This is a genomic window from Micromonospora sp. B006, assembly GCF_003408515.1.
In the GTDB taxonomy this organism is placed as follows: Bacteria; Actinomycetota; Actinomycetes; order Mycobacteriales; family Micromonosporaceae; genus Micromonospora; species Micromonospora echinospora_A.
Window position 1 is genome coordinate 1,791,656 of sequence record NZ_CP030865.1, and the last position, 21,981, is coordinate 1,813,636.

General features: G+C 72.8%; 26 protein-coding genes. 12 read left to right on the forward strand and 14 right to left on the reverse strand.

Annotated elements, in window-relative coordinates:
- Nucleotides 1-20 precede the first annotated feature (20 nt).
- From MicB006_RS08625 to MicB006_RS08645, 5 genes are all read left to right on the forward strand, one after another.
- A complete protein-coding gene (locus tag MicB006_RS08625; RefSeq protein ID WP_116505102.1) occupies nt 21-1,010 on the forward strand; it encodes a carbohydrate ABC transporter permease in 990 nt (329 codons plus the stop codon).
- Nucleotides 1,007-1,840, forward strand: a complete 834-nt coding sequence (locus MicB006_RS08630) for a carbohydrate ABC transporter permease (RefSeq protein ID WP_116505104.1) — start codon at nt 1,007-1,009, stop codon at nt 1,838-1,840. Before MicB006_RS08625 ends, MicB006_RS08630 begins: the two co-directional genes overlap by 4 nt.
- Entirely contained in the window at nt 1,837-3,204 is a 1,368-nt protein-coding gene (locus MicB006_RS08635) for a GH1 family beta-glucosidase (protein ID WP_116505106.1), read from the forward strand. Before MicB006_RS08630 ends, MicB006_RS08635 begins: the two co-directional genes overlap by 4 nt.
- Before the next feature lie 19 nt (nt 3,205-3,223).
- Nucleotides 3,224-4,231 carry a LacI family DNA-binding transcriptional regulator gene (locus MicB006_RS08640; RefSeq protein ID WP_116505108.1) on the forward strand — a complete coding sequence of 336 codons (1,008 nt, stop codon included), beginning with the start codon at nt 3,224-3,226 and terminating at the stop codon, nt 4,229-4,231.
- A 126-nt stretch (nt 4,232-4,357) separates the two neighbouring features.
- On the forward strand, nt 4,358-5,263 hold the full coding sequence (locus tag MicB006_RS08645; RefSeq protein ID WP_116505110.1) for a GNAT family N-acetyltransferase: 906 nt from the start codon (nt 4,358-4,360) through the stop codon (nt 5,261-5,263).
- On the opposite strand, the gene MicB006_RS08650 is transcribed toward MicB006_RS08645, so the two are convergent.
- Together MicB006_RS08650 and MicB006_RS08655 are read right to left on the reverse strand one after the other, a co-directional pair.
- On the reverse strand, nt 5,256-5,774 hold the full coding sequence (locus tag MicB006_RS08650) for an O-acetyl-ADP-ribose deacetylase (RefSeq protein ID WP_116505112.1): 519 nt from the start codon (nt 5,772-5,774) through the stop codon (nt 5,256-5,258). The genes MicB006_RS08645 and MicB006_RS08650 overlap by 8 nt on opposite strands.
- 1 nt (nt 5,775) lies before the next feature.
- A complete protein-coding gene (locus MicB006_RS08655; RefSeq protein WP_116505114.1) occupies nt 5,776-6,567 on the reverse strand; it encodes an EI24 domain-containing protein in 792 nt (263 codons plus the stop codon).
- A gap of 40 nt (nt 6,568-6,607) precedes the next feature.
- Between MicB006_RS08655 and MicB006_RS08660 the strand changes: the two genes are divergently transcribed.
- The gene (locus MicB006_RS08660) at nt 6,608-7,603 is read left to right on the forward strand and encodes a YafY family protein (protein WP_116505116.1); all 996 of its coding nucleotides are present in this window, start codon (nt 6,608-6,610) and stop codon (nt 7,601-7,603) included.
- On the opposite strand, the gene MicB006_RS08665 is transcribed toward MicB006_RS08660, so the two are convergent.
- Nucleotides 7,594-8,508, reverse strand: a complete 915-nt coding sequence (locus tag MicB006_RS08665) for an SDR family oxidoreductase (protein WP_116505118.1) — start codon at nt 8,506-8,508, stop codon at nt 7,594-7,596. The two genes, MicB006_RS08660 and MicB006_RS08665, sit on opposite strands and share 10 nt — an antisense overlap.
- 77 nt (nt 8,509-8,585) lie before the next feature.
- Between MicB006_RS08665 and MicB006_RS08670 the strand changes: the two genes are divergently transcribed.
- Nucleotides 8,586-9,257 carry a DNA polymerase beta superfamily protein gene (locus MicB006_RS08670; protein WP_116505120.1) on the forward strand — a complete coding sequence of 224 codons (672 nt, stop codon included), beginning with the start codon at nt 8,586-8,588 and terminating at the stop codon, nt 9,255-9,257.
- A 9-nt stretch (nt 9,258-9,266) separates the two neighbouring features.
- Here the strand turns inward: MicB006_RS08670 and MicB006_RS08675 are convergent, their stop codons facing one another.
- The 5 genes from MicB006_RS08675 to MicB006_RS08695 all read right to left on the reverse strand — a co-directional run bounded on the left by MicB006_RS08675 (nt 9,267) and on the right by MicB006_RS08695 (nt 12,683).
- The gene (locus MicB006_RS08675) at nt 9,267-10,004 is read right to left on the reverse strand and encodes an alanyl-tRNA editing protein (RefSeq protein WP_073829092.1); all 738 of its coding nucleotides are present in this window, start codon (nt 10,002-10,004) and stop codon (nt 9,267-9,269) included.
- 11 nt (nt 10,005-10,015) lie between these two features.
- Entirely contained in the window at nt 10,016-10,903 is an 888-nt protein-coding gene (locus tag MicB006_RS08680) for an alpha/beta fold hydrolase (protein WP_073829093.1), read from the reverse strand.
- Nucleotides 10,900-11,214, reverse strand: coding sequence for a DUF2516 family protein (locus MicB006_RS08685; RefSeq protein ID WP_030504568.1), 315 nt, complete (start codon nt 11,212-11,214; stop codon nt 10,900-10,902). Before MicB006_RS08685 ends, MicB006_RS08680 begins: the two co-directional genes overlap by 4 nt.
- Nucleotides 11,215-11,286: 72 nt before the next feature.
- Nucleotides 11,287-12,069, reverse strand: coding sequence for a hypothetical protein (locus MicB006_RS08690; RefSeq protein ID WP_116505122.1), 783 nt, complete (start codon nt 12,067-12,069; stop codon nt 11,287-11,289).
- On the reverse strand, nt 12,066-12,683 hold the full coding sequence (locus MicB006_RS08695; protein WP_116505123.1) for a helix-turn-helix domain-containing protein: 618 nt from the start codon (nt 12,681-12,683) through the stop codon (nt 12,066-12,068). Before MicB006_RS08695 ends, MicB006_RS08690 begins: the two co-directional genes overlap by 4 nt.
- Nucleotides 12,684-12,795: 112 nt before the next feature.
- On the opposite strand from MicB006_RS08695, the gene MicB006_RS08700 reads away from it, so the two are divergent.
- Nucleotides 12,796-13,593 carry an alpha/beta fold hydrolase gene (locus tag MicB006_RS08700; RefSeq protein ID WP_192900207.1) on the forward strand — a complete coding sequence of 266 codons (798 nt, stop codon included), beginning with the start codon at nt 12,796-12,798 and terminating at the stop codon, nt 13,591-13,593.
- A 232-nt stretch (nt 13,594-13,825) separates the two neighbouring features.
- Here the strand turns inward: MicB006_RS08700 and MicB006_RS08705 are convergent, their stop codons facing one another.
- The 4 genes from MicB006_RS08705 to MicB006_RS08720 form a co-directional block, all read right to left on the reverse strand.
- Entirely contained in the window at nt 13,826-14,785 is a 960-nt protein-coding gene (locus tag MicB006_RS08705) for an asparaginase (protein ID WP_116505128.1), read from the reverse strand.
- Nucleotides 14,786-14,879: 94 nt separating this feature from the next.
- A complete protein-coding gene (locus tag MicB006_RS08710; protein ID WP_116505130.1) occupies nt 14,880-15,719 on the reverse strand; it encodes a 3-keto-5-aminohexanoate cleavage protein in 840 nt (279 codons plus the stop codon).
- A 112-nt stretch (nt 15,720-15,831) separates the two neighbouring features.
- Nucleotides 15,832-16,941 carry a folate-binding protein YgfZ gene (locus tag MicB006_RS08715; RefSeq protein WP_073829099.1) on the reverse strand — a complete coding sequence of 370 codons (1,110 nt, stop codon included), beginning with the start codon at nt 16,939-16,941 and terminating at the stop codon, nt 15,832-15,834.
- A complete protein-coding gene (locus tag MicB006_RS08720; RefSeq protein ID WP_073829100.1) occupies nt 16,938-17,345 on the reverse strand; it encodes a Fur family transcriptional regulator in 408 nt (135 codons plus the stop codon). Before MicB006_RS08720 ends, MicB006_RS08715 begins: the two co-directional genes overlap by 4 nt.
- 91 nt (nt 17,346-17,436) lie before the next feature.
- On the opposite strand from MicB006_RS08720, the gene MicB006_RS08725 reads away from it, so the two are divergent.
- A complete protein-coding gene (locus tag MicB006_RS08725) occupies nt 17,437-18,288 on the forward strand; it encodes an aminotransferase class IV (protein WP_116505132.1) in 852 nt (283 codons plus the stop codon).
- A gap of 74 nt (nt 18,289-18,362) precedes the next feature.
- On the opposite strand, the gene MicB006_RS08730 is transcribed toward MicB006_RS08725, so the two are convergent.
- Entirely contained in the window at nt 18,363-18,950 is a 588-nt protein-coding gene (locus tag MicB006_RS08730; protein WP_116505133.1) for an FABP family protein, read from the reverse strand.
- 4 nt (nt 18,951-18,954) lie between these two features.
- Nucleotides 18,955-19,059 (reverse strand): small membrane protein MtfM, encoded by a 105-nt coding sequence (mtfM, locus tag MicB006_RS32660; RefSeq protein WP_030504452.1) that lies wholly within the window; start codon nt 19,057-19,059, stop codon nt 18,955-18,957.
- 12 nt (nt 19,060-19,071) lie between these two features.
- On the opposite strand from mtfM, the gene MicB006_RS08735 reads away from it, so the two are divergent.
- From MicB006_RS08735 to MicB006_RS08745, 3 genes are all read left to right on the forward strand, one after another.
- On the forward strand, nt 19,072-19,446 hold the full coding sequence (locus MicB006_RS08735; protein ID WP_116505135.1) for a DsrE family protein: 375 nt from the start codon (nt 19,072-19,074) through the stop codon (nt 19,444-19,446).
- Nucleotides 19,447-19,557: 111 nt separating this feature from the next.
- On the forward strand, nt 19,558-19,908 hold the full coding sequence (locus MicB006_RS08740) for an SCP2 sterol-binding domain-containing protein (RefSeq protein WP_116511268.1): 351 nt from the start codon (nt 19,558-19,560) through the stop codon (nt 19,906-19,908).
- Complete coding sequence (locus tag MicB006_RS08745; protein WP_116505137.1) at nt 19,905-21,980, forward strand: glycogen debranching N-terminal domain-containing protein; 2,076 nt, start codon at nt 19,905-19,907, stop codon at nt 21,978-21,980. The genes MicB006_RS08740 and MicB006_RS08745 overlap by 4 nt, the downstream gene beginning before the upstream one ends.
- The last annotated feature ends 1 nt before the right edge of the window (nt 21,981 follow it).

A 21,981-nucleotide genomic window follows, 5' to 3' on the forward strand; every position in this document is an offset into this window, starting at 1 on the left:
GCGGAAAGGAGTCCCGGGTCATGGCCGTCCAGCTCGACGCCCGCCCGCCGGTCGCACCGGCACCCCGCCCCACCCGTCCCGGCCTGGGCAACCGGCTCAGCCGGTTCGACACCAAGTACTCGCCGTACCTCTTCATCGCCCCGTTCTTCCTGCTCTTCGGCGTCTTCGGGGCGTACCCGCTGGCGTACACGTTCTGGGTCTCGCTGCACGACTGGGACCTGCTCGGCGCCGAGCACCCGTTCATCGGCTTCGACAACTACACCCAGTTGCTCGCCGACTCGGACTTCTGGCACTCGGTGGTCAACACGCTGGGCATCTTCGTGATCTCCACTGTTCCCCAGCTGCTCGCCGCGCTCTGGCTGGCCAACCTGCTCAACCGGCAGCTCCGCGCCCGTACCACCTGGCGGATGGCGGTGCTGATCCCGAACGTCACCTCGACCGCCGCCGTGGCGATCGTGTTCGCGGTCCTGTTCGGCCGCGAGTTCGGCATGATCAACTGGCTGCTCGACCACGTCGGCATCAGCGCGATCGACTGGAAGGCGAACCGGTTCGCCGCCTGGGTCGCCATCTCCACCATGGTCGACTGGCGCTGGACCGGCTACAACGCGCTGATCTTCCTGGCCGCCATGCAGGCCATCCCCCGCGACCTGTACGAGTCGGCGTCGATCGACGGCGCCGGCCGGGCCCGGCAGTTCTGGTCCATCACGGTGCCGCTGCTCAAGCCGACGATCATCTTCGCGGTCATCATCTCCACCATCGGCGGTCTCCAGCTCTTCACCGAGCCCCGGATGTTCAACTCCGGCACCAACGCGATCCGCGGCGGCCCGCTGCGCGAGTCGCAGACCGTGACCATGTACATGTTCGAGAACGCCTTCGCGCCGCACTACAACTTCGGCTACGGCTCCGCGGTGGCCTGGCTGCTGTTCGCGCTCATCGCGGTGGTGGCGGCGATAAACGTCCTGCTCCTGCGCCGGCTCGGCGGCGGCTCTCGCAAGGAGGTCTCCCGATGACCCGCCTCTGGTCGGCAAGCCGGCTCACCTACCTGGCGCTGACCCTCTCGGCCATCCTGTCGATCTTCCCGATCTACTGGATGTTCGTGGTGGCCAGCCGGACCAGCGACACGATGGGCCAGGTGCCACCGCCGCTCACCCCCGGCGGCAACCTCGGCGCCAACATCGCCAGGCTGTTCGACAACACCGACGCGTACTTCCTGACCGGCCTGATCAACTCCGCGATCGTGGCCACCACCGTCACGATCTCGGTGGTGTTCTTCTCCACGGTGGCCGGGTTCGCGTTCGCCAAGCTGCGCTTCCGCGGGCGCAACGCGCTGCTGCTGGTCATCGTCGCCACCATGATGGTCCCCACCCAGCTCGGCGTGATCCCGCTCTACCTGCTCATGACGAAGCTGAACTGGAACGACCGGCTGCCCGCCGTGATCGTGCCGGCGCTGGTCACCGGCTTCGGCGTGTTCATGATGCGCCAGTACGCGGGCCAGGCGGTCAGCACCGAACTGATCGAGGCGGCCCGGATGGACGGCTGCAACACCGCCCGGATCTACTGGAACGTGGTGCTGCCCGCGCTGCGTCCGGCCGCCGCCGTGCTCGGCCTGCTCACGTTCATGACCACCTGGAACGACTTCCTGTGGCCGTACGCGGTGCTGAACGATCCGGAGAACCCGACTGTGCAGCTGTCGCTGCGGGCCCTCTCCGACGGGTACTACCAGGACATGTCGCAGGTGTTCACCGGCACGGCCATCGCCACGCTGCCGCTGCTGCTGGTGTTCATCGTCTTCGGCCGCCAGATCATCGGCGGCATCATGGAAGGTGCGGTCAAGGCATGAGCAACGTCCGATTCCCGGAGGGCTTCGTCTGGGGCGGGGCCACCGCCGCGTACCAGATCGAGGGCGCCGCCCGCGACTACGGTCGCGGTCCGTCGATCTGGGACACCTTCAGCCGTACGCCGGGCGCGGTGTTCCAGGGCCACACCGGCGACGTGGCCTGCGACCACTACCACCGGTACGCCGAGGACGTCGCGCTGATGGCCGAGCTGGGGCTGCGGGCGTACCGGTTCTCGGTGTCCTGGCCCCGCGTCCGGCCGGACGGCACCGGCCCGGTCGAACCGCGCGGCCTGGACTTCTACGACCGGCTGACCGACGCGCTGCTGGCCGCCGGCCTCGACCCGATCGTCACGCTCTACCACTGGGACCTGCCGCAGGCGCTGGAGGACCGCGGCGGCTGGACCGTCCGGGAGACCGCCGAGCACTTCGCCCAGTACGCGCTCGCCGTGCACGGCCGCCTCGGCGACCGGGTCCGCACCTGGACCACGCTCAACGAGCCGTGGTGCTCGGCCTACCTCGGGTACGGCTCCGGCGTGCACGCGCCGGGGCGCCGCGACGCCGGTGACGCGTTCCGGGCCGTACACCATCTGCTGCTCGGCCACGGCCTGGCGGCGCGGGCGCTGCGCTCGGCCGGCGTGGAGACGCTGGGAATCACGCTCAACCTGGCCGACGTGCAGCCGGCGGACGCCGCGAGCGCCGCTGACGCCGAGGCGGTCAAGCTCGTCGACGGCCTGCACAACCGGATCTTCCTGGACCCGCTCACCGGCGCCGGCTACCCGGCGGACGTGCTGGCCCACGTCAGCCGGATCGTCACGCCGGACTTCGTGCGGGACGGGGACGAGAAGCTGATCGCCGCGCCGCTGGACCTGCTCGGCCTGAACTACTACGCGCCCACGTACGTGGCCGGACGGCCCGACGGCGCCGGAGGCGACGCGTACCCGGGCACCGCCGGTGCGGTCGAGTTCCTGCCGCCGGCCGGGCCGCTGACCGACATGGGCTGGTCGATCGAGCCGGCCGGGCTCACCCGGCTGCTGGAGCGGGTGGCCGCCGACTACCCCGGGCTGCCGTTGGTGATCACCGAGAACGGCGGGGCGTTTCCGGACACCGACGTCGACGAGCAGGGCGGGGTGGCCGACGCCGACCGGGTCGCCTACCTCGACGGGCACCTGCGCGCGGCGCACGAAGCCATCGCCCGCGGCGTGGACCTGCGTGGTTATCTCGTATGGTCGGTGCTGGACAACTTCGAATGGGCCGAGGGTTACCGGAAGCGGTTCGGGATCGTCCACGTCGACTACCTGACCCAGCGGCGCACACCCAAGCGCAGTGCCCGCTGGTACCAGGAGGTGATCGCCCGGAACGGGCTGTGACGAGGTGGTGGTTACGGGGATGACGACGGCACAGCGACCGACCCTGGAGGCGGTGGCCCGGCTGGCCGGCGTGTCCCGGGCCACCGTCTCCCGGGTCGTGAACGGCTCGACCACTGTGGCCGAGCCGATCCGGCAGGCGGTACGACGGGCGGTCGAGGAACTCGGGTACGTCCCGAACCTCGCCGCCCGCAGCCTGGTCACCCAGCGGACCGACTCGGTCGCGCTGGTGCTGCCCGAGGCGGCCACCCGGGTCTTCTCCGACGACCAGGTGTTCCCGGGCATCATCCGGGGCGCGGCGCAGGAGCTGGAGGCGGCGGACAAGCAGCTCGTGCTGATGCTCGCCGGCTCACCGGCCGGGCACGAACGGGTCGAGCGGTACACCACCGGCCGGCACGTCGACGGGGTGCTGTTCGCCTCGCTGCACGGCGAGGACCCGCTGCCCGGCCGGCTGGCCCGCCTCGGCATCCCGGTGGTGTGCAGCGGACGCCCGCTCGACGGCGCCGACGTGCCGTACGTGGACGTCGACCACGAAGGCGGCGTGAGCACGGCGGTCCAGCACCTGATCACGAGCGGACGACGGCGGATCGCCACCATCGCCGGCCCGCAGGACATGGTCGCCGGGATCGAGCGGCTGATCGGTTACCGCAGCGCGATCAGCGAGGCCGGGCTGCCGGAACTGGTCGCGTACGGCGACTTCACCCGGGAGTCCGGCACCGCCGCGATGCGCGAGCTGCTCGCCGCCGACCCGGAACTGGACGCCGTGTTCGCCGCCTCCGACCTGATGGCGCACGCCGCCCTGCGGACGCTGCGGGAGGCCGGGCGGCGGGTGCCCGAGGACGTGGCGGTGATCGGGTTCGACGACATCGAGACGGCCGCGTACACCGAGCCGCCGCTGACCACTGTGCGGCAGCCGATAGTGGAGCTGGGCCGGTCGATGACCCGGCAACTGCTGCGCATCGCGGCGGGCGAGACGGTCGAGCAGACGCTGGTGCTCCCCACGGAGCTGGTGCTGCGCGAGTCCGCGTAAGGAAGGGCCCCCTCTTAACGCCTCAGGTAGAGGAGGGGGCCCTTCTTAACAGCCCGCCCGATGCAGCCCGCCGCACACGCGTTAACCGGTCGCGGCGCGGGCGGCGGCAGGGCTAGGGTCCGCCGGATGAGTGCAGCCGAGATCCGTCCCGCCCGCCTCGACGACGCGCCCGCCGTGGTGGCGTTGCGCGCGCTCGTCTATCCGTACCTGGTGCGCGGCGTCGAGTCGACCCGCCGCATGATCACCGAACCGCCGCCCGGTGAGGGCTGGGCCGGCTGGGTCGCCGAGGCGGACGGGCAGATCGTCGGCTGGGTGTCGGCGTACCGCAACACGCAGACCTCGACACCGGGCGTGGGCGAGATCGCCCTGCTGCACGTGCATCCGGAGCACCGCCGCCAGGGTGCCGGCACCGCGCTGTTCGACACCGCGCTCGGTCACCTGCGGACCCTCGGGACCACCCGGGTGCTCACCCACGCGCGGACCGAGTCGCTGCCGTTCGCGCAGCGGCACGGCTTCACGGCCAGCCGGGAGTTGCGCTACTCGGCGCTCGACCTGACCACCGCCCCGCCGATGCCGCAGGCGCCGCCGGGCGTACGGCTGGTGTCCGCCGCCGGGCTCGACCCGCGCCTGGTGCACCGGGTCGACGCCGAGTCGTCCCGGGACGAGCCGGGGGACGTGCCGACGGACTCGCTCGGCTTCGACCTGTGGCGGCACGAGTGCTGGGACAACCCGGGGCTGGACCGGGAGGCGAGCACGCTCGCCGAGGTGGACGGCGAACTGGTCGCGTTGAGCCTGGTCAAGCGCGACGGCGACCGGATGTGGTCGGACTTCACCGGCACGCTGTCCGCGTACCGGGGACGCGGGCTGGCCCGGCTGGCCAAGCACGCCGCGCTGCACGCCGCCGCGGCACGCGGGGTACGCACCGCGTACACGTCGAACGACGAGGCGAACGCGCCGATGCTGGCAGTCAACGAGCGGCTCGGCTACCGGCCGGTGGACAGCCAGTGGTCGTGCCGGCGCAAGCTCAACTGAGCCCGGCGGCCACCCGCACCGCCGCCGCGTACGTGTCGGCGCCGAACAGCACCAGCCGGGCCTCGGTGACGTGCGCCGGGGTGGCCGCGTGCAGCACGGTGAGCGCCTGCGCCACCGCGTCCTCGACCGGCCAGCCGTAGATCCCGGCGGAGATCAGCGGGAACGCGATCCGGGTCGCGCCCAGCCCGTCGGCGATCCGCAGGCTGTTGGCGTAGCAGTCGCGCAGCAGCGCCGCGCGGTCCTCGCCGGGCGAGAAGACCGGCCCGACCGTGTGCACCACCCAGCGCGCGGGCAGGTTGCCGGCGGTGGTGGCGACCGCCTGGCCGGTGGGCAGTCCCCGGCCGTAGCGGGAGGCGCGCAGCGCCTCGCACTCGGCCAGGATCGCCGGTCCGCCGCGCCGGTGGATCGCGCCGTCCACGCCCCCGCCGCCGAGCAGCGACGAGTTGGCGGCGTTGACTATCGCGTCGACCTGCTGGGCGGTGATGTCCCCCTCGATCAGGACGGTGTCCATCTCAGCTCTCCTCGATGGGCTGGCCCAGCGAACGGCGGGCCAGCAGCGCGGCGCCGGCGACGGCGGCCGGCATGACCAGCACCGCGCCGAGCGGGATCAGGAAGCACAGGAAGACCGCCACCCCGAAGCCGAGCGCCGTCGGCCGGTCGGCCCGCAGCCGCACCCGCCGGTCCGGCAGCCGCATCCCGCGCCGGTAGAACGGCGCGCCGACCAGCTCCAGCGCCAGGAACCAGCCACCCACCAGGGCGCCGACCACCGGGACCACCGTCTGACCCACCACCGGGATGAAACCGGCCGCGAACAGGGGTACGCCGATCAGCGCGGACAGCGCGACCAGGCGCAGCGAGTCGGCGAGGCTGCGCCGCAGCGAGGACCAGAACGGCACGTCCACCGCCCCGGGGGTGCCGCCGAGCCGGTCCTCGACCCGCTCCGAGATCGCCTCGTAGAACGGGTCGCCGATGACGAGCGTGACGGCGGTGAACGTGAGCACTCCGACCAGCCCGGCGACCCCGACCACCGCCAGTCCGGCGGCGACCCGCAGCAGCCCGCGCCAGGGCGACGACCAGTCGTCGGCGAACGGAGTGAGCCAGCCCGCCAGGTCGTCCACGAAGTAGAGCAGCGTGGCGAACAGCGCCACGTAGAGCGCGCCGGTGATCAGCGCCGGGATCACGCCGAGCAGCATCAGCTTCGGGCTGCGGACGTACATGCCGAAGCCGCGCAGCAGCAGCCCGGCGCCGCCGAGGAAGCGGGTGGCCGCGCCGGTGACGGGCGCGACGGTACGGGAGGCGTTCACGACGGCACAGCCTAATCTCCCGGTGCACCACAATGGGCCTGTGCGTGCGTCCCGGCTGATCTCGCTTGTGCTGCTGCTCCAGTCCCGGGAGACGATGACCGCCGCCGAGCTGGCCCGCGAGCTGGAGGTGTCCGAGCGCACCGTCTACCGCGACGTGCTGGCGCTGTCCGCCGCCGGTGTCCCGGTGTACGCGGACCGGGGCCGGGCCGGCGGCTACCGGCTGCTGGGCGGCTACCGGACCCGGTTGACCGGGTTGAGCCGGGACGAGGCCGAGGCGCTGTTCCTGGCCGGGCTGCCCGGACCGGCCGGGGACATGGGACTCGCCGACTCGGTGGCCGCCGCCGAGCTGAAGGTGCTGGCCGCGTTGCCGCCGAGCCTGCGGGACGCGCCCGCGCGTACCGGGCAGCGGTTCCACCTGGACGTGCCCGGCTGGTTCCGGGAGACCCCGGCGCCGCCGACGCTCGCCGAGCTGGCCCGGGCGGTCTGGCGGGACCGGATGGTCGAGCTGCGCTACCGGCGCGGGGACCGGGAGGTCACCCGCACGCTGGCGCCGTACGGGCTGGTGCTGAAGAACGGGGTCTGGTACCTGGTCGGCCGGGTCGGTGACGCCTGGCGGACGTACCGGGTTGACCGGGTGGTCGCGGTCGAGGTGAGCGCCGACGGCTTCGACCGGGACGAGGACTTCGACCTCGGGGCGTACTGGCGGGAGCAGGCCGGCGCGTTCCTGCGTGAGCTGCTGCGGGAGCGGGTCACAGTGCGGCTCGGCCCGGCCGGGCTACGGGCGCTGCGGCACCTGGTGGACGCGCCGTTCGTCTACACCGAGGCCGTCGACGCGGCCGGGCCGCCGGACGAGCAGGGGCGGCTGGTGCTGCGACTGCCTGTCGAGTCGGTGGACGTGGCGTACAGCCAGTTGCTGGCGCTGGGCCCGGAGGCGGAGGTGCTGGCGCCGCCGCAGCTGCGGGCACGCTTCGCCGAGGCGGCCCGCCGCGCGGCGGCGCTCTACACCGAACCGTCGAAGGACGCCGGTCAGCGGTAGCCTGCGTCGTCGGCCGGTTTGCCCGGCTTGACCACCTCCTCGTAGTAGCGGGCCCAGTGCGGGCGGGTGCCGTCGACGTCGGTGAAGCCGTACACCTGGGCCAGGCCGCCGCTGTCGAGGGACTGACCGTTCCAGCGGGCCCGGTCCGGGTCGGCGGCCAGGGCGGCCACCGCGCGCCCGACGAACGCCGGCGTCTCCGACATGACGAAGTGCGGCTCGGTCTTCGCGCCGTCGCGCCAGGTGGCCTCGGTGACGCCGTAGTGTTCGAGCATCGCCTCCGAGCGCAGCCAGCCCGGCGTGAGCGCGACGGCGGTGCAGCCGTGCGGGGCCAACTCGTGCGCCTGGCTGAAGCCGAGCCGGTTCACCGACACCTTCGCCAGGTCGTAGAAGACCGACAGGCGGTACTCCCGGTCGTTGTGCTCCTTGGTGCCGTCGCCGACCTCGACGACCAGCCCGCCCGGGTTGCGGATCAGCAGCGGCAGCGCGAAGTGGCTGGTGATGATGTGCGTGTCGACAGCCAGGCGCAGCGTGCGGAACCCGGCGTCGAGCGGCTGCTCCCAGACCGGCTTCTCCCAGGTGATCAGCGGGTCCGCGCCCCAGACGTCGTTCACGAGCACGTCGAGGCGGCCCTGCTCGGCGTCGATCCGCTCGACCAGGGCGCGTACCTGCTCGGGGTCGAGGTGGTCGACCGCGACGGCGATCCCGGTGCCCCCGGCGGCGGTGACCAGCTCGGCGGTCTCCTCGATGGTTTCCGGCCGGTCCATCTCGGAGCGGCGCTCCCGGGTGGTGCGGCCGGTGGCGTAGACGGTGGCCCCGGCGGCGCCGAGCTGCACGGCGATCTGGCGGCCGGCGCCCCGGGTCGCGCCCGCGACGAGCGCGACAGTTCCGGTCAGTGGTGAGTTCATGGGATCACCGTGCACCAGATACCTGACAGCGGAAGTCCGGTTTTCCCGGGAGATCCGGATGGGCGATCATCACCGGTATGCACCTGCTGCTGTCCGGGATCGTCGGCTCGGTCGCGTACGGGCTGGCCGGTCCCGGCTCGGACACCGACCGGCTCGGCGTGTTCGCCGCGCCCACAGTCGCGTTCCACGGCCTGCGCCCGCCCCGCGAGTCGGTCGTGACCACCGAGCCGGACGTCACGCTGCACGAGGCCCGCAAGTACGCGCTGCTGGCGCTGAGCGGCAACCCGACAGCCACCGAGCTGATGTGGCTGCCCGACGACTGCTACGAGACCCGTACCGCATTCGGCGAGGAGCTGATCGCCATCCGGTCGGCGTTCCTGAGCGCGCCCCGGGTCCGCGACGCCTACCTCGGGTACGCCGGGCAGCAGTTCCGCAAACTCGCCGGCCGGCCCGCCGACGCCGGTGGGCGGCGGCGCTCGGCGAAGCACGCCCGGCACCTGGCCCGGCTGCTGCACCAGGGCCGGGTGCTGTACGCGACAGGCGTGCTGGAGATCCGCCTCGCCGACCCGGAGTGGTTCCGCGCGTTCGGCGAACGGGTCGCCGGAGGCGCGCTGGACGAGGCGCAGGCCCTGGTGGCGGACGCCGAGGCCGAGTTCGACCGGATCCGCTCGCCGCTGGAGGAGCGGCCGGACGAGACGACAGTGGAACGCTGGCTGCTCGCCGTCCGGGCCGCTCACCTGCCGCGGTGACCGGACGGGTCAGTCCGCCAGGCGCACGCGTACCCGGCGGTTGGCCCGCCCCTTGCTCTCCACCTTGACCACCTGGACCTTGCCGATCTGGGCGGTGGAGGCGACGTGCGTGCCGCCGTCGGCCTGCACGTCCAGCCCGACGATGTCGACGATCCGCACCTCCTGCTCCTCCGGCGGGATCAGGTTCGACTGGGTACGGATGATGTCCGGCAGCGCGAGCGCCTCGGCGCGCGGCAGCACCCGCACCGCCACCGACCGGTCGGCGGCCACCTCGGCGTTCACCAGCTCCTCGATGCGGGCCTTGAAGTCCGGCGGCACCTCGGGCAGGTTGAAGTCCATCCGGGCCTCGCCCGGTTCCATGTTGCCGCCGGTCACGAGCGCGCCGAAGTCACGGAACACCACGCCGCAGAGCACGTGCAGCCCGGAGTGGGTACGCATGAGCATGCTCCGGCGGGCGTCCTCCACCGCGCCGACCACCTCGGTGCCGACCGGCGGCACCGGGTCACCCTCGGCCGGGATCAGCCACAGGTCGTCGCCCTTGCGGGTGCCGACGATGCGGGTCTGTACGCCCTGCCAGAGCAGCACCCCGTGATCCGGCGGCTGCCCGCCGCCACCCGGGTAGAACGCGGACCGGTCCAGCACGATGCCCTGCTCGGGGTCGGCCGCCAGCACCCGGCACGTCCACTCGCGCAGGGTCGGGTCGGCGAGGTCGAGCCGGTGCGTACGGCCGTGGTGTGTGACGCCCATGGACGGCGACGTTACCCGTTCAGGAACTCCGAGACGCGCCCCCGCAGGTCGGCGCGTTCGGTCCAGAGCACGCCGGGCCGGTCGTACACGTGCAGTGTGGCGTTTGGGAGCGCGGCGGCCAGCCGTTCGGCGACGGCGACCGGGTGCAGGTCGTCGTCGGCGGCGGCGATGACCAGCGCCGGCGCGGTGACCGCGGCGAGCGACCCGGCGTCGTCGAGCGGGGCCTGCCCGGGCAGGTCGGCCAGCCCCGGCGCGAGGCCGTCGCGCAGCAACTGGTCGAGCCGCTGCCGCAGGTAGGCCCAGCCGGCCGGGGTGTTGCGCACCGACGGCGGCAGTTCCAGCGACACCACGTCGGCCAGCGCCGAGGCGTCGCCCTCGGCCACCGCGTCGAGCAGGCCGGTGAGCCGGGCCCGCGCCACCTCGCCGCGCGGCGTGTCCAGCACGGCGGGCAGGAAGAAGACGAGCCGCTCGAAGCGTTCCGGGCTCTCCGCGAGCAGCCGGCAGAGCGCGCCCGCGCCGAGGCTGGCGCCGAACGCCCTGGTCGCGCCGCCCAGGTCCGCGATCGCGCGCAGGTCACGGGCGAGGTCCAGGTAGCTCCACGGGCCGGGCGGGGAGTCGGAGCGGCCGTGCCCACGGAACTGGAAGAAGATGCGCCGGCCGGCGACGCCGCTGCCGAACGGACGGGTGGTGGCGATGCCGTTGCCCAGCCCGTGCGCGAACACGGTGACCGGCTCACCGGTGCCGGTGACCAGGCGCTCCAGGCTCACGCCGTGCGGCGTCGCGACCAGTTCCGTCTCCGGCTCCGGCAGCGCGGGACGCCCGGTCCGGGGCGCGCCGGGACCCGGCCCCCAGGTGCGGGGACCGCCGTCCGGCGGCGGAGGCCAGCGGAAACCTCTCACCAGGACCCTCGGCCGTCGTGCAGGTCCCGCAGGCCGGGCCGCACGTCGAGCAGGTAGATGAGACCGGCCGCGATGCCGATCAGTCCGAAGAGGCTGATCGGGCCGAAGCCGAGCAGGGTCAACAGCAGGCAGACCGCCAGGATGGCGACCCAGCCGCCCTTGGGCAGCGTGCCGATCGCGGCGAAACCGTCGCCGCGCTGGGTGACCGCGTGCACCAGCGCCACTCCCTGTACGACCAGGGCGAAGACGAGCAGGATCAGCTGGATCACGTCTTGGACTGCGAACGCGAAGATCGGCGCGGCGATGGCCATGGGGGCAAGCTTATGCCGAGACCCCGGAAACGTCCGACAAGACGTTGTCCGGGGTCCCGGTGGAGCATCAGGTCACTCGGCGGCCGGGCGGGTCCGCTTCGTGGCCTTCGGCAGCTTCGCCGACGGGGTGGCCGGCTTGGCGGCCCTGGTGGCGGTCGTCTTGGCGACGGCCTTGGTCGCGGTCGCCTTGGTGGCGCGGGTGCGCTTCACCGCGGCCGGCTTGGCGGCCACCGCCTCGGCCACCTCGGCCGGGCTGGGCACGTCAGTCGTCACGGCGGCGGCCTTCGGGGCGGCGTCGGTCTTCGGGGTTTCGTCGGCCTTCGGGGCCACGTCGATGCCGGTGGCCTCGGTGGCCGCGATGTCGGCGTTCACCGTGTCGGCGGCCTCCAGCACACCGGCGCCGACGACGCGCTCACCGCGGGCGACCAGCTCGGCGTACGCGGCCAGGGCGCGCTCCTGCGCGGCGTGCGCACCGGCCACCACGACGGCGGCGTTGCGGGTGGCGGCCTCGCGGAGCTTGTCCAGGTTGGCGGCGTCCCGGAGCTTCTCCAGGTTGGCGGCCTCGCGCAGCTTCTCCAGGTTGGCCGCCTCGCGGAGCTGGTCGAGGTCGGTGGCGACGGCCCGCTCGCGCAGCCCGGTGGCGGTCTGGTTGGCGGTCTTCAGCGTCTCGGTGGCCTTCTGGCGCAGCTCGAAACCGGTGACGACGGCCTTGCCGCCGAGGTCGGCGACGACCCGGGTGCCGAGGCCGCTGACCACCGTCGGCAGCTTGCGCAGCTGCTCCAGGGCCAGCTCACCGGCGCCGGCGGCGGCGTAGAGGGGTGCGGGGATGCGGTTGGTCTTCGGCTGGGTGGTCATGACTGCTCCTCCTCGGCCGCACCGGCGGCCTTCCGGGCCGCCCGGCGGGCGGTCGTGTGCTCAGGGGCGGCGGTGGTCGGCGCGGGCGCGGCGCCCGCTTCGGTGACGGCTACCGATTCGAGGACCGCCTCGGTCGGTGTGCCCTCCGGCGTGACGGGACCGGTGGCGGCAGCGGCGACGGTCGCCGGAGCCTCGGGCGCTGTGGCCGCCTCCGTCGGAGCGGCCGTCTCGGCCGTTTCCGTCGTCGCGGCTGCCTCGGTCGCCTCGGCCAGGCGCGCGTTCTCGCGCCGGAACGTCTCGTAGATCTGGGTGAGCGACTGCTTCTGGGCCATGGTCAGCTCGGGGTCGACGGCGATCGCCGCGAGCACGCCCTGGCCCTCCTTGTCGTCCAGCAGCCCGGCCCGCAGGTACATCGCCGGGGTGGAGACGCGCAGCGCGCTGGCGAGCTGCTGGAGCACCTCGGCGCTCGGCTTGCGCAGCCCTCGCTCGATCTGGCTCAGGTAGGGATTGCTGACACCCGCCTGCTCGGCGAGCTGGCGCAGTGAGATCTTCGCGTTGCGCCGCAGGTCGCGAATGAACCCGCCGACATCGGGAAGGTCCTTGCTGGTGGCCATGACTCAACGCTAGCTCGGGCTGCTAACTCCTGCAAGCAAAACGCTAACCAGAGTTAGCAGGGTCACCAATGGCGGTTGCGGAGCCCATGTCCGGTCCGTACCGTTCTTCCCCGTGACCAAGATCGAGATCAACGGCGCGCGGCTCGCGTACGACGAGAGCGGCACCGGCACCGCCGTGGTGCTGCTGCACGCCGGCATCGCCGACCGGCGGATGTGGCGCGGGCAGATCCCGGCGCTCGCGCAGCGACACCGGGTGATCGCGCTGGACCTGCGCGGCTACGGCGAGTCGGAACTGCCACCCACGCCGTTCACCCACCACGACGACGTGATCGGGCTGCTCGACGCGCTGGGCATCGAGCAGGCCGCGCTCGTCGGCTGCTCCTTCGGCGGCCGCGTCGCGGTGGACGCCGCGCTCGCCCACCCGGAGCGGATCTCGGCACTGGCGCTCTTCGGCGCGCCGGTCTCCGGCAACGAGTGGTCCGAGGAGACCGAGCAGCTCTGGGAGGAGCTGGTCGGCGACGTGGACCCGGAGGACTTCGCCGCCACCGCCGCCGGGGAGGTGCGGTTCTGGGTGGTCGGCCCGACCCGCCGCCCGGAGGACGTCGACCCGGAGCTGATCCGGTTCGCCGAAGAGATGGACCGCCGGGCGCTCGCCGCCGAGCAGGCGCTGAGCGCGATCGACGTCGGCGAGCTGGACCCGCCGGCGATCGACCGGCTGGGCGAGCTGCGCGTACCGGTGCTGGTCGGCACCGGCGCCGACGACCTGGCCGACATCCGCCGCCTGGCCGACCGCATCGCCGACGAGGCCCCGCACGGTGTACGCCTCCCCGACGTCCCAGACGCGGCGCATCTGCTCCCCCTGGAGCGCCCCACCGAGGTCAACCCCACCCTCCTGTCCTTCCTCCCCTGACCGTCCCGCGCCCCAGCCCTCGCCGATCTTGCACTTGCTGCCCCGATAAACAGGGTGTTTCGGGCACACCTGGGGCCGAACGTGCAAGATCGCCGAGCCGGGACGGGCGGGGCGGGGCCGGCGTGAGGTCCCAGCGATCTTGCACTTGCTGCCCTGACAAAAGGGCATTACCGGCACGGCCGGGGCCGAAAGTGCAAGATCGGCGAGGCGAGGAAGCGTGGGGGCGGGGGCGTTACCAGAGGGGGCGGGTTGCGCCTACGGGGAGGCCGCCGCCCAGGACCGGGGTTTCGGCGTACTCGGTGAGGATCGGCGCGCGGGCGTCCAGGCGGGACAGCGCCGAGGCGAGGACGGGCATGCGGGCCCTGGCCCCGCCGTCGTCGATCTTCAGGGCGACCGCGCCGACCCCCGGGACCGCCGCCGCGATCACGCCCTCCGCGCCGATCTTGGCGAGCAGGCCGGGTACGCCGCGCATCAGCCGCGTGTCCTCGGCCTGGGTGCCGCCGACCAGCTCCGGGTACGTCCGCATCGCGTCCGCCACGGTCCGCTCGACGGTGCCCGGCTCGGCGTCGACCAGCCGCAGGAACGCGCGCGCCAGCCCGGTGAGCGAGACGGCCAGCACCGGCGCGCCACAGCCGTCCACCCCGACCGCCGCCGCCCGTTCCCCGGTGAACTCCTCGATCGTGGCGCTCAGTCGCTGCTGGAGCGGATGCTCGGGCCGCCAGTAGCCGTCCAGCGGCCAGCCGGCGGCCAGGCAGGTGCGCAGCATGCCGGCGTGCTTGCCGGAGCAGTTCATCAGCACCCGGGCCGGACCTCCGCCGGCCCGCAGCACCGCCTCCCGGGCGGCCTCGCCGACCGGCAGGTCCGGCGGGCAGTGCAGCGCGTCCCCGGTCAGCCCGGCGTCGCGCAGCAGCGCGGTGACCCGCTCGATGTGGAACTCCTCACCGGCGTGACTGGCCGCGACCAGCGCCACGTCGGCGGGGTCGGTGAGCGGCAGACCGGCCCGGAGCATCCCGATCGCCTGCATCGGCTTGTTGGACGAGCGGGGGAAGATCGGCGAGGTCACGTCACCGGCCCCGGCGACAGGCGCACCGGCGGCGTCGAGCACCACCACGGAACCCCGGTGGACGCCTTCCACGAAGCCGGACCGGACCACCTCGGCGAGCGGCACGCCGCCCTCGTACGTCTTTCCCACGTTATGGACCGTACCGATGGGGTGGACCCGGTCGGCGGCGGGGTGACCTGCGACGTCGTCCGGGGCCGTACATGGCCGCCGGCCCGTGCGCCGCTTACCCAGCGGCCGGAAGACCGAGCAGCGTACGGGCCTCGGCGGTGCTCAGCGGGGGCCGCTGGGCGAGCTGGGCGAAGCCGACCGCCCGCGCGACGAGTTGCATGTTGGACTCCACCGGGCGCCCCTTGGCGTACGTGACAGTGTCCTCCATGCCGACACGCAGGTGACCGCCGGTCGACAGCGCGGCCATCATCACCGCGATCGTGCTGCGCCCGATGCCGGTGGCCGAGAACGTGGTGCCCTCGGGCAGGTCGCGCAGCATCTGCTGGGCCGCCACCAGGGTCGCCGTGGTGCCCGGCATGCCGCCCGGCACACCCATCACGAAGTCGACGTGCACGTGCCCGCCGTGCGGCAGGCCGTACTTGCCGAGCAGCCGCTGCAACGCGGTGAGGTGGCCCAGGTCGAAGATCTCGTACTCGGGGACGACGCCCCGCTCCTGCATCCGGGTGTGCAGGTCGACGATGAACTCCCACCGGTTGAGGAACACGTCGTCGCCGAAGTTGACGGTGCCCATGGTGCAGGAGGCCATGTCCGGCCCGGCGTCGAGCACCGCGAGCCGGGCGGACTCCGGGTCGGTCACCGCGCCGCCGGAGGAGAGCTGCACGATCAGGTCGGTGTTCTCCCGCAGCGCCGCCACGGTGTCCCGCAGCCGCCCCTGGTCGAGCGTGGGCCGCGCGTCGTCGTCGCGGATGTGGACGTGGATCACGGCGGCGCCGAGCGCCTCGCACTCCTTGGCGGTCAGCAGCAGCTCGTCGAGCGTGACCGGCAGCGCCGGCACCTCCGCCTTCGCCGACTCCGCGCCGGTGGGGGCAACCGTGATCAACGTCCCTGTCGTCATGCCCCGGATCCTAGACCGGCGCCCGACACCGGGTCGACCGGAGGATTTCCGGCGTGGGCGGCGTTAAGAAGGGACCCTTCCTCTACCGGAGGCGTTAATAGGGGGCCCTTCCTTACACGTCGACGGCGGCGGCAGTCTCACCGACGAGCAGGCGGGCGTCGTCGGGCGTGTTGCGCTTCAGCACCGCCAGCGCGACCTGGCCCAGCTCGTAGTGCTGCACGGCGGTGCCCACGAAGCCGACGGTACGGCCGTCGAGCGTCACGGGCGTACCGGCGGCCGGCGGCTGATCGCTCATCACGCCGTCCAGGTGCAGCAGGACGAGCCGGCGCGGCGGCTTGCCCAGATTGTGCACCCGGGCCACCGTCTCCTGCCCCCGGTAGCAGCCCTTGTCCAGGTGCACGGCTGGGGCGATCAGGTCCACCTCGGCGGGGATCGTGCGGTGGTCGGTGTCCACCCCGGCCCGCACCTGCTTGGCGGCCACCCGGGTCGCCTCGTACGCCCACAGCCCGGCCACCGGCACCCCGGCGCCGCGCAGTTCGGCGACCACTCCGTCCATGGCCGCGCGGGGCACGAGCAGGTCGACGCCGAGCGCCACCCGGCGGGCCCAGCCGCCGATCGGCAGCGGCTTGACGTCGTACACCACGGAGGGCCGCGCGGGCAGCTCGCCGGAACGGAACTTCGGACCCGGCACCGCGGCCACGTCGGGGGCGGCCAGCCCGGTCACGCCGAGCGTGTCGAGCGCGCCGGGCGCGTCCGGTCCGACCAGCGACAGCAGCGCGTACTCGGCGGTGGCGTCGCGCGGGTCGACCTTGCTGAAGAACCGCATCTTCTCCAGGTACGACAGCAGGCCGCCGGTCATCCCCGGCTCGGTGTCCAGCCAGGTGGTCTCGCCGTCGTCGGCGACCATCGCGTGCTGTTCGACGTGCCCGTGCGGCGAGAGCACCAGCAGCTCGGTGCCCTGCCACGGCGCCAGCGCGGCCAGATGCTGGCTGGTCAGCGTGTGCAGCCAGCTGATCCGCTCCTCGCCCGGCACGGCGACCACGCCCCGGTGCGAGCGGTCGACCAGCCCCACTCCGGTGGCCAGGAGCCGCTGCTCGCGCATCGGGTCGCCGTAGTGCGCGGCCACCGGGCCGACACCGGCCGCGCGGTGGGCCGGTTCGGGCTGGTCGCGGGTCTGGTCGTCGATGGCGTCGGTGGTCACCGCTCCGGCGATGTCGATCATGTGCGTTCCCCGTCCTGTGCGCAGCGGCCGCAGACTCCGAAGAGCGCGACGTGCCCGATGTCGACCTGGAACCCGCGCTGGTCGGCCAGCTGGTCGGCGAGCGGGCGGAGCATCTCGGGTGAGATCTCGTCGATCGCTCCGCACTCCCGGCACACCAGGTGCACGTGCTGGTGCTCGCCGGCCGCGTGGTAGGTCGGCGAACCGTGCGACAGGTGCGTGTGCGTGACCAGACCGAGCCGTTCCAGCAGCTCCAGGGTGCGGTAGATGGTGGTGATGTTGACGCCGGCCGCTACCTCACGGACCGCCGTGTGCACCTGCTCCGGGGTGGCGTGCCCGAGGTCGAGGACGGCCTGGAGCACCAGCTGCCGCTGGGCCGTCAGCCGCAGCCCGCGCGCGCGGAGCATTTCCGCGAGGGAGGATTCGGACACCCTTCGATCATAGTTCGGCCGCCGCGCCGGTCCGTCCGCCGCCGGGGTACGCCACTACGCTGCGGCCGTGGAGGCGACGCGGGTGGCGGTGCTCGGCCGAGGGCTCGTACCGGCCGGTGAGCCGGTGCTGCGCGGCGACGACCGGGGTGTGCTGCGCGGCGACGGCCTGTTCGAGACGCTGCACCTGCGCGACGGGGGCCCCTGGCTGCTGGCGCCGCACCTGGCCCGGCTGCGGGCCGGCGCGGCGGCGATCGACCTGCCGCTGCCACCGGACGGCGCGCTGGTCGAGCTACTGGACGAGGTCCGCGCCGGCTGGCCGCCGGAGACGGAGGGCGCGCTGCGGCTGGTCTGCACCCGGGGGCCGGAGGGCGGCGGGCCGGCCACGGTGTACGCCACGCTGGGCGAGGTGCCCGCCGTGGTCCGGCTGGCCCGGCGGACCGGGGTGACGGTGGCCACGCTGCCGCTCGGGGTGGCCGCCCGGTCCCGCCCCGAGCTGGGGTGGCTGCCGAGCGGTGTGAAGTCCACCTCGTACGCGCTGAGCACCGCGGCCCGGCGGTGGGCGCAGCGTTCCGGGGTGGACGACGTGCTCTGGGTCTCGACGGACGGCTACGTACTGGAGGGGCCCACCGCCAACGTGGTGTGGCTGCGCGGCGGGACGCTCTGCACGGTGCCGGCGGCGGAGACCGGCATCCTGCCCGGCGTAACCGCCCGCCACCTGCTGGAACGCGCCGCCGAGCTGGGCCTGACCCCGGCCGAGCACCTACCCACAGTGCCCGACCTGCACGAGGCCGAGGCGATCTGGCTGACCAGCTCCCTACGCGGCCCGGTCGAGATCACGACATTGGACGGCACTCCCCGCCCGAGTTCCCCCCTGACCCCCCGCATCCAGGCCCTCCTGAACTTCCCCCCACCCCGTTGATCATGAAGTTGGCGGGTACAAATCGAGCAACCGTCGCCGCCAACTTCATGATCGTCGGAATGAAACGAGACAGGTCAGCCGGCTACCCGGGTCAGGCGGGCGGACAGGTGCGGGCTCAGCGGCTGGCCCACGGCGGCCATCTCCTGCGCGTACAGCAGGGCACCCTCGACGATGCCGAAGAGCCGGGCACCGGCGGTGACCTCCTTCGCCGTGGCGGTACGCACCACCGCGTCGGTGACGAACTCGATCTGGGTGCCCTTGCGCTTGCCGATGTGCAGCTCCATCACGCCGGTCGGCGTGGTCATCAGCGCCTCCAGCTCGTCGGTGACCTGTTCACCGTCGAGCACCGGACGCCACCAGCCCACCTCGCGGCCGGCCGGACGGACCGGGCGGCTCTCCTCGTCCAGGAGCCAGGCCCGCGACTCGTAGAACAGGAACGGCCGGCCGTCGTGGCTGATCCGGATCTCCTGCGCGTAGTCGAAGTCCTCGATCGTCGGGAACCCACCCCGGCCCCGGCCGCGCCACACCCCGATGTACGGCAGCAGGCCGTCCAGGCTCGGGTGCAGCTTCGGGCCGACGCGCAGGTCGTGGCTCTCCTCGTACGGGTACGGGTCGACCGGCGGCGCGTTCAACCACGGCGGCTGAAGCGGATTCTCACTCACAGATTCACCACTTACCTCTAGCTATGCGGACCGCGAGATAGACCAGGCCACCGGCGAGCGCGCCCAGGCCCGCGACCAGCAGGCTGACGAACCCGATCTCGGTAACCATCCGGACCATCCTATGCTGGGCAGCATGGCGCGCTCTCTTGTCGTCAAGGCCACCGCCGGCGCGGACTCACCGGAACGCTGCGCCCAGGCGTTCACAGTCGCCGCCACCGCCGCCGCGGCAGGGGTGGACGTCTCGCTCTGGCTCACCGGCGAATCGACCTGGTTCGCGCTCCCCGGGCGGGCCGAGTCGTTCGAGCTGCCGCACTCCGCGCCGCTGGGCGAACTGCTGCACGTCGTCCTGACCACCGGCCGGGTGACCGCCTGCACCCAGTGCGCGGCCCGGCGGGACATCGGCACGGACGACGTCATCCCCGGCGTACGCATCGCGGGCGCCGCCGTGTTCGTCGAGGAAGCGATGGCGGAGGGCGCACAGGCGTTGGTCTACTGACAACCGGTCCAGGTTGTCCATTCTGCCCAGTGCGCCGATCCTGACCCGGCTTGTCCGGATGCTGCCTACCATGCGAATGTGAGTCAGGCGATCCAGGAATTCTTCGCGTCGATGCCGGCGCGTGCCGCAGCCGTCCTGAACAGCCCGGTCGGAGGGACGCTTCAGATCGACCTGGCCGACGGCAACCGTACCGAGCACTGGTACGTGACGCTGGCCCCCGGATCGGCGCAGGTGAGCCGGGAGGAGCAACGGCAGGCGGACGGCGTGCTGACGCTGTCCACCGAGCTGTTCGAGAAGCTCGTCACCGGGCGGGCCGCCGGCATGGCCGCGGTGCTGCGCAACGAGGCCACATTCAGCGGTCACGTCGTGCTGTTCCTGGCGTTCCGCCGATTCCTGCCGCAACGGCCCGACGTGCGGGATCCCCGGGACGTCGCCCGCGAGCACGTCCGGCGGCTGGTGTGAAGGACCGGGTCAGCATCCTCGACGGCAACACGTTCCTGGTCAGCGACGATCGCGGCAACATCGAGCCGTCGTACGACTTCCCCACCGGGCTGTTCGCCTTCGACACCCGGTTCCTCTCCACCTGGTTCCTCACCATCGACGGGCAACGCCTGCACGCGCTCTCCATCGACGACTCGCTGTCGTACAAGACCCGGTTCTTCCTGGTCCCCGGCGAGCCGACGCACTACCTGGACGCCAACGTGTCGGTGATCCGCAGCCGCGCGATCGGGGCCAGCCTCGACGAGGAACTGACAGTGCTCAATCACTCCGAACAGGAGCAGGAGTTCCACCTCCGGCTGGACATCGGCTCCGACTTCGCCGACCTCCTGGAGATCAAGAACCGGCGTGACAAGAAGGGACGCACCACGCCGACGGTGGAGCGGAACGGCCTGCGGCTGACCTACCACCGGGAGGCGTTCCGCCGCGAGACGCTGGTGACCAGCAGCGCGCCGGTCGAGGCCGACGCGGACGGGATGACCTTCCGGGTCCGGATCGGCCCGCACGGCGAATGGACCACCCGGCTGCACGTCAGCACCATCATCTACGGCGCGCGTGGTGAGGACATCCGGGCCGTCCTGCCGCTGGGCGGCCAGCGCACCGCGGCCGAGATCGAGGCCGAGCAGAGCGCCCTGATCAGCCGCGCGCCGAAGCTGGGCTGCGACTGCGAGCCGCTGGCCGGGGCGTACCGGCGAAGCCTCAACGACCTGGCCGCGCTCCGGTACGAGTCGATCACGCTCGGGGTCCGGCTGCTCGCCGCCGGCCTGCCCTGGTTCATGACGCTGTTCGGCCGGGACAGCATCTTCACCTCGCTCCAGGTGCTGCCGTTCCTGCCCGACCTGGTCAAACCGACGATCGTCATGCTGGCCGGTCTGCAGGGCAGCCGGGTCGACGACTTCCGCGACGAGGAGCCGGGCAAGATCCTGCACGAGCTGCGCTACGGCGAGAGCGCCGGGTTCGAGGAGCAGCCGCACTCGCCGTACTACGGCGCGGCCGACACCACGGCGCTGTTCGTGATCCTGCTCGACGAGTACGAGCGGTGGACCGGCGACGCCGATCTGGTACGCAACCTGGAGTACGAGACCCGGGCGGCGCTGACCTGGCTCGACACGTACGGGGACCTGCTCGGCACCGGCTACGTCTGGTACATGTCCCGCAACCCGGAGACCGGGCTGCCGAACCAGTGCTGGAAGGACTCGCCGGAAGCCATCTCCTACGCCGACGGGCGGATGCCGGAGTTCCCCCGGGCCACCTGCGAGCTGCAGGGGTACACGTACGACGCGAAGATGCGCGCCGCCCGCATGGCCCGCACCCACTGGCAGGACCCGGCGTACGCCGACCGGCTGGAGCAGGAGGCCGCGGCGCTGAAGGAACGGTTCAACCGCGACTTCTGGATCGCGGACCGGGAGTACTACGCGCTGGCGCTCGACCCGCGGGGCCAGCAGGTGGACGCGCTCTCCTCGAACATCGGCCACCTGCTGTGGAGCGGCATCGTGGACGAGGCACGGGCCCCGGCGGTCGTCGCGCACCTGCTCGGGCCGCGTCTGTTCTCCGGCTGGGGGGTACGCACGCTCGCCGACGACCAGGGCCGGTACAACCCGGTCGGCTACCACGTCGGCACGGTGTGGCCGTTCGACAACTCGATCATCGCCTGGGGCCTGTGGCGGTACGGCTTCCGCCGGGAGGCCGGCCTGCTCTGCGACGCGCTGCTCGACGCGTCCCGCTACTTCGACGGCCGACTGCCCGAGGTGTTCGCCGGCTACGAACGTGGCCTCACCGACTACCCGGTGGAGTACCCCACGGCGTGCAGCCCGCAGGCGTGGTCCGCCGGCACTCCGCTGCTGCTGCTACGGGTGATGCTCGGGCTGGAGCCGCAGGGCGAGCACCTGATCATCGACCCGGCCGTACCGCCGGGCATGGGCCGGGTGGAGCTGCTCGACATCCCGGGCCGCTGGGGCCGGGTGGACGCGCTGGGCCGCAGCCGGGAGCCGCACGAGGAGCCGGCGCCGCCGCCGCTCGCGTTGCCCGGCGAGTGAG

What these genes read in the sequence shown, in the direction of transcription:
- MicB006_RS08625 (WP_116505102.1), top strand. Translation starts at nt 21, where the DNA reads ATGGCCGTCCAGCTCGACGCCCGCCCGCCGGTCGCACCGGCACCCCGC.
- MicB006_RS08630 (WP_116505104.1), top strand. Translation starts at nt 1,007, where the DNA reads ATGACCCGCCTCTGGTCGGCAAGCCGGCTCACCTACCTGGCGCTGACC.
- MicB006_RS08635 (WP_116505106.1), top strand. Translation starts at nt 1,837, where the DNA reads ATGAGCAACGTCCGATTCCCGGAGGGCTTCGTCTGGGGCGGGGCCACC.
- MicB006_RS08640 (WP_116505108.1), top strand. Translation starts at nt 3,224, where the DNA reads ATGACGACGGCACAGCGACCGACCCTGGAGGCGGTGGCCCGGCTGGCC.
- MicB006_RS08645 (WP_116505110.1), top strand. Translation starts at nt 4,358, where the DNA reads ATGAGTGCAGCCGAGATCCGTCCCGCCCGCCTCGACGACGCGCCCGCC.
- MicB006_RS08650 (WP_116505112.1), bottom strand. Translation starts at nt 5,774, where the DNA reads ATGGACACCGTCCTGATCGAGGGGGACATCACCGCCCAGCAGGTCGAC.
- MicB006_RS08665 (WP_116505118.1), bottom strand. Translation starts at nt 8,508, where the DNA reads ATGAACTCACCACTGACCGGAACTGTCGCGCTCGTCGCGGGCGCGACC.
- MicB006_RS08670 (WP_116505120.1), top strand. Translation starts at nt 8,586, where the DNA reads ATGCACCTGCTGCTGTCCGGGATCGTCGGCTCGGTCGCGTACGGGCTG.
- MicB006_RS08675 (WP_073829092.1), bottom strand. Translation starts at nt 10,004, where the DNA reads ATGGGCGTCACACACCACGGCCGTACGCACCGGCTCGACCTCGCCGAC.
- MicB006_RS08685 (WP_030504568.1), bottom strand. Translation starts at nt 11,214, where the DNA reads ATGGCCATCGCCGCGCCGATCTTCGCGTTCGCAGTCCAAGACGTGATC.
- MicB006_RS08690 (WP_116505122.1), bottom strand. Translation starts at nt 12,069, where the DNA reads ATGACCACCCAGCCGAAGACCAACCGCATCCCCGCACCCCTCTACGCC.
- MicB006_RS08695 (WP_116505123.1), bottom strand. Translation starts at nt 12,683, where the DNA reads ATGGCCACCAGCAAGGACCTTCCCGATGTCGGCGGGTTCATTCGCGAC.
- MicB006_RS08710 (WP_116505130.1), bottom strand. Translation starts at nt 15,719, where the DNA reads ATGACGACAGGGACGTTGATCACGGTTGCCCCCACCGGCGCGGAGTCG.
- MicB006_RS08715 (WP_073829099.1), bottom strand. Translation starts at nt 16,941, where the DNA reads ATGATCGACATCGCCGGAGCGGTGACCACCGACGCCATCGACGACCAG.
- MicB006_RS08720 (WP_073829100.1), bottom strand. Translation starts at nt 17,345, where the DNA reads ATGCTCCGCGCGCGCGGGCTGCGGCTGACGGCCCAGCGGCAGCTGGTG.
- mtfM (WP_030504452.1), bottom strand. Translation starts at nt 19,059, where the DNA reads ATGGTTACCGAGATCGGGTTCGTCAGCCTGCTGGTCGCGGGCCTGGGC.
- MicB006_RS08735 (WP_116505135.1), top strand. Translation starts at nt 19,072, where the DNA reads ATGCTGGGCAGCATGGCGCGCTCTCTTGTCGTCAAGGCCACCGCCGGC.
- MicB006_RS08740 (WP_116511268.1), top strand. Translation starts at nt 19,558, where the DNA reads ATGCCGGCGCGTGCCGCAGCCGTCCTGAACAGCCCGGTCGGAGGGACG.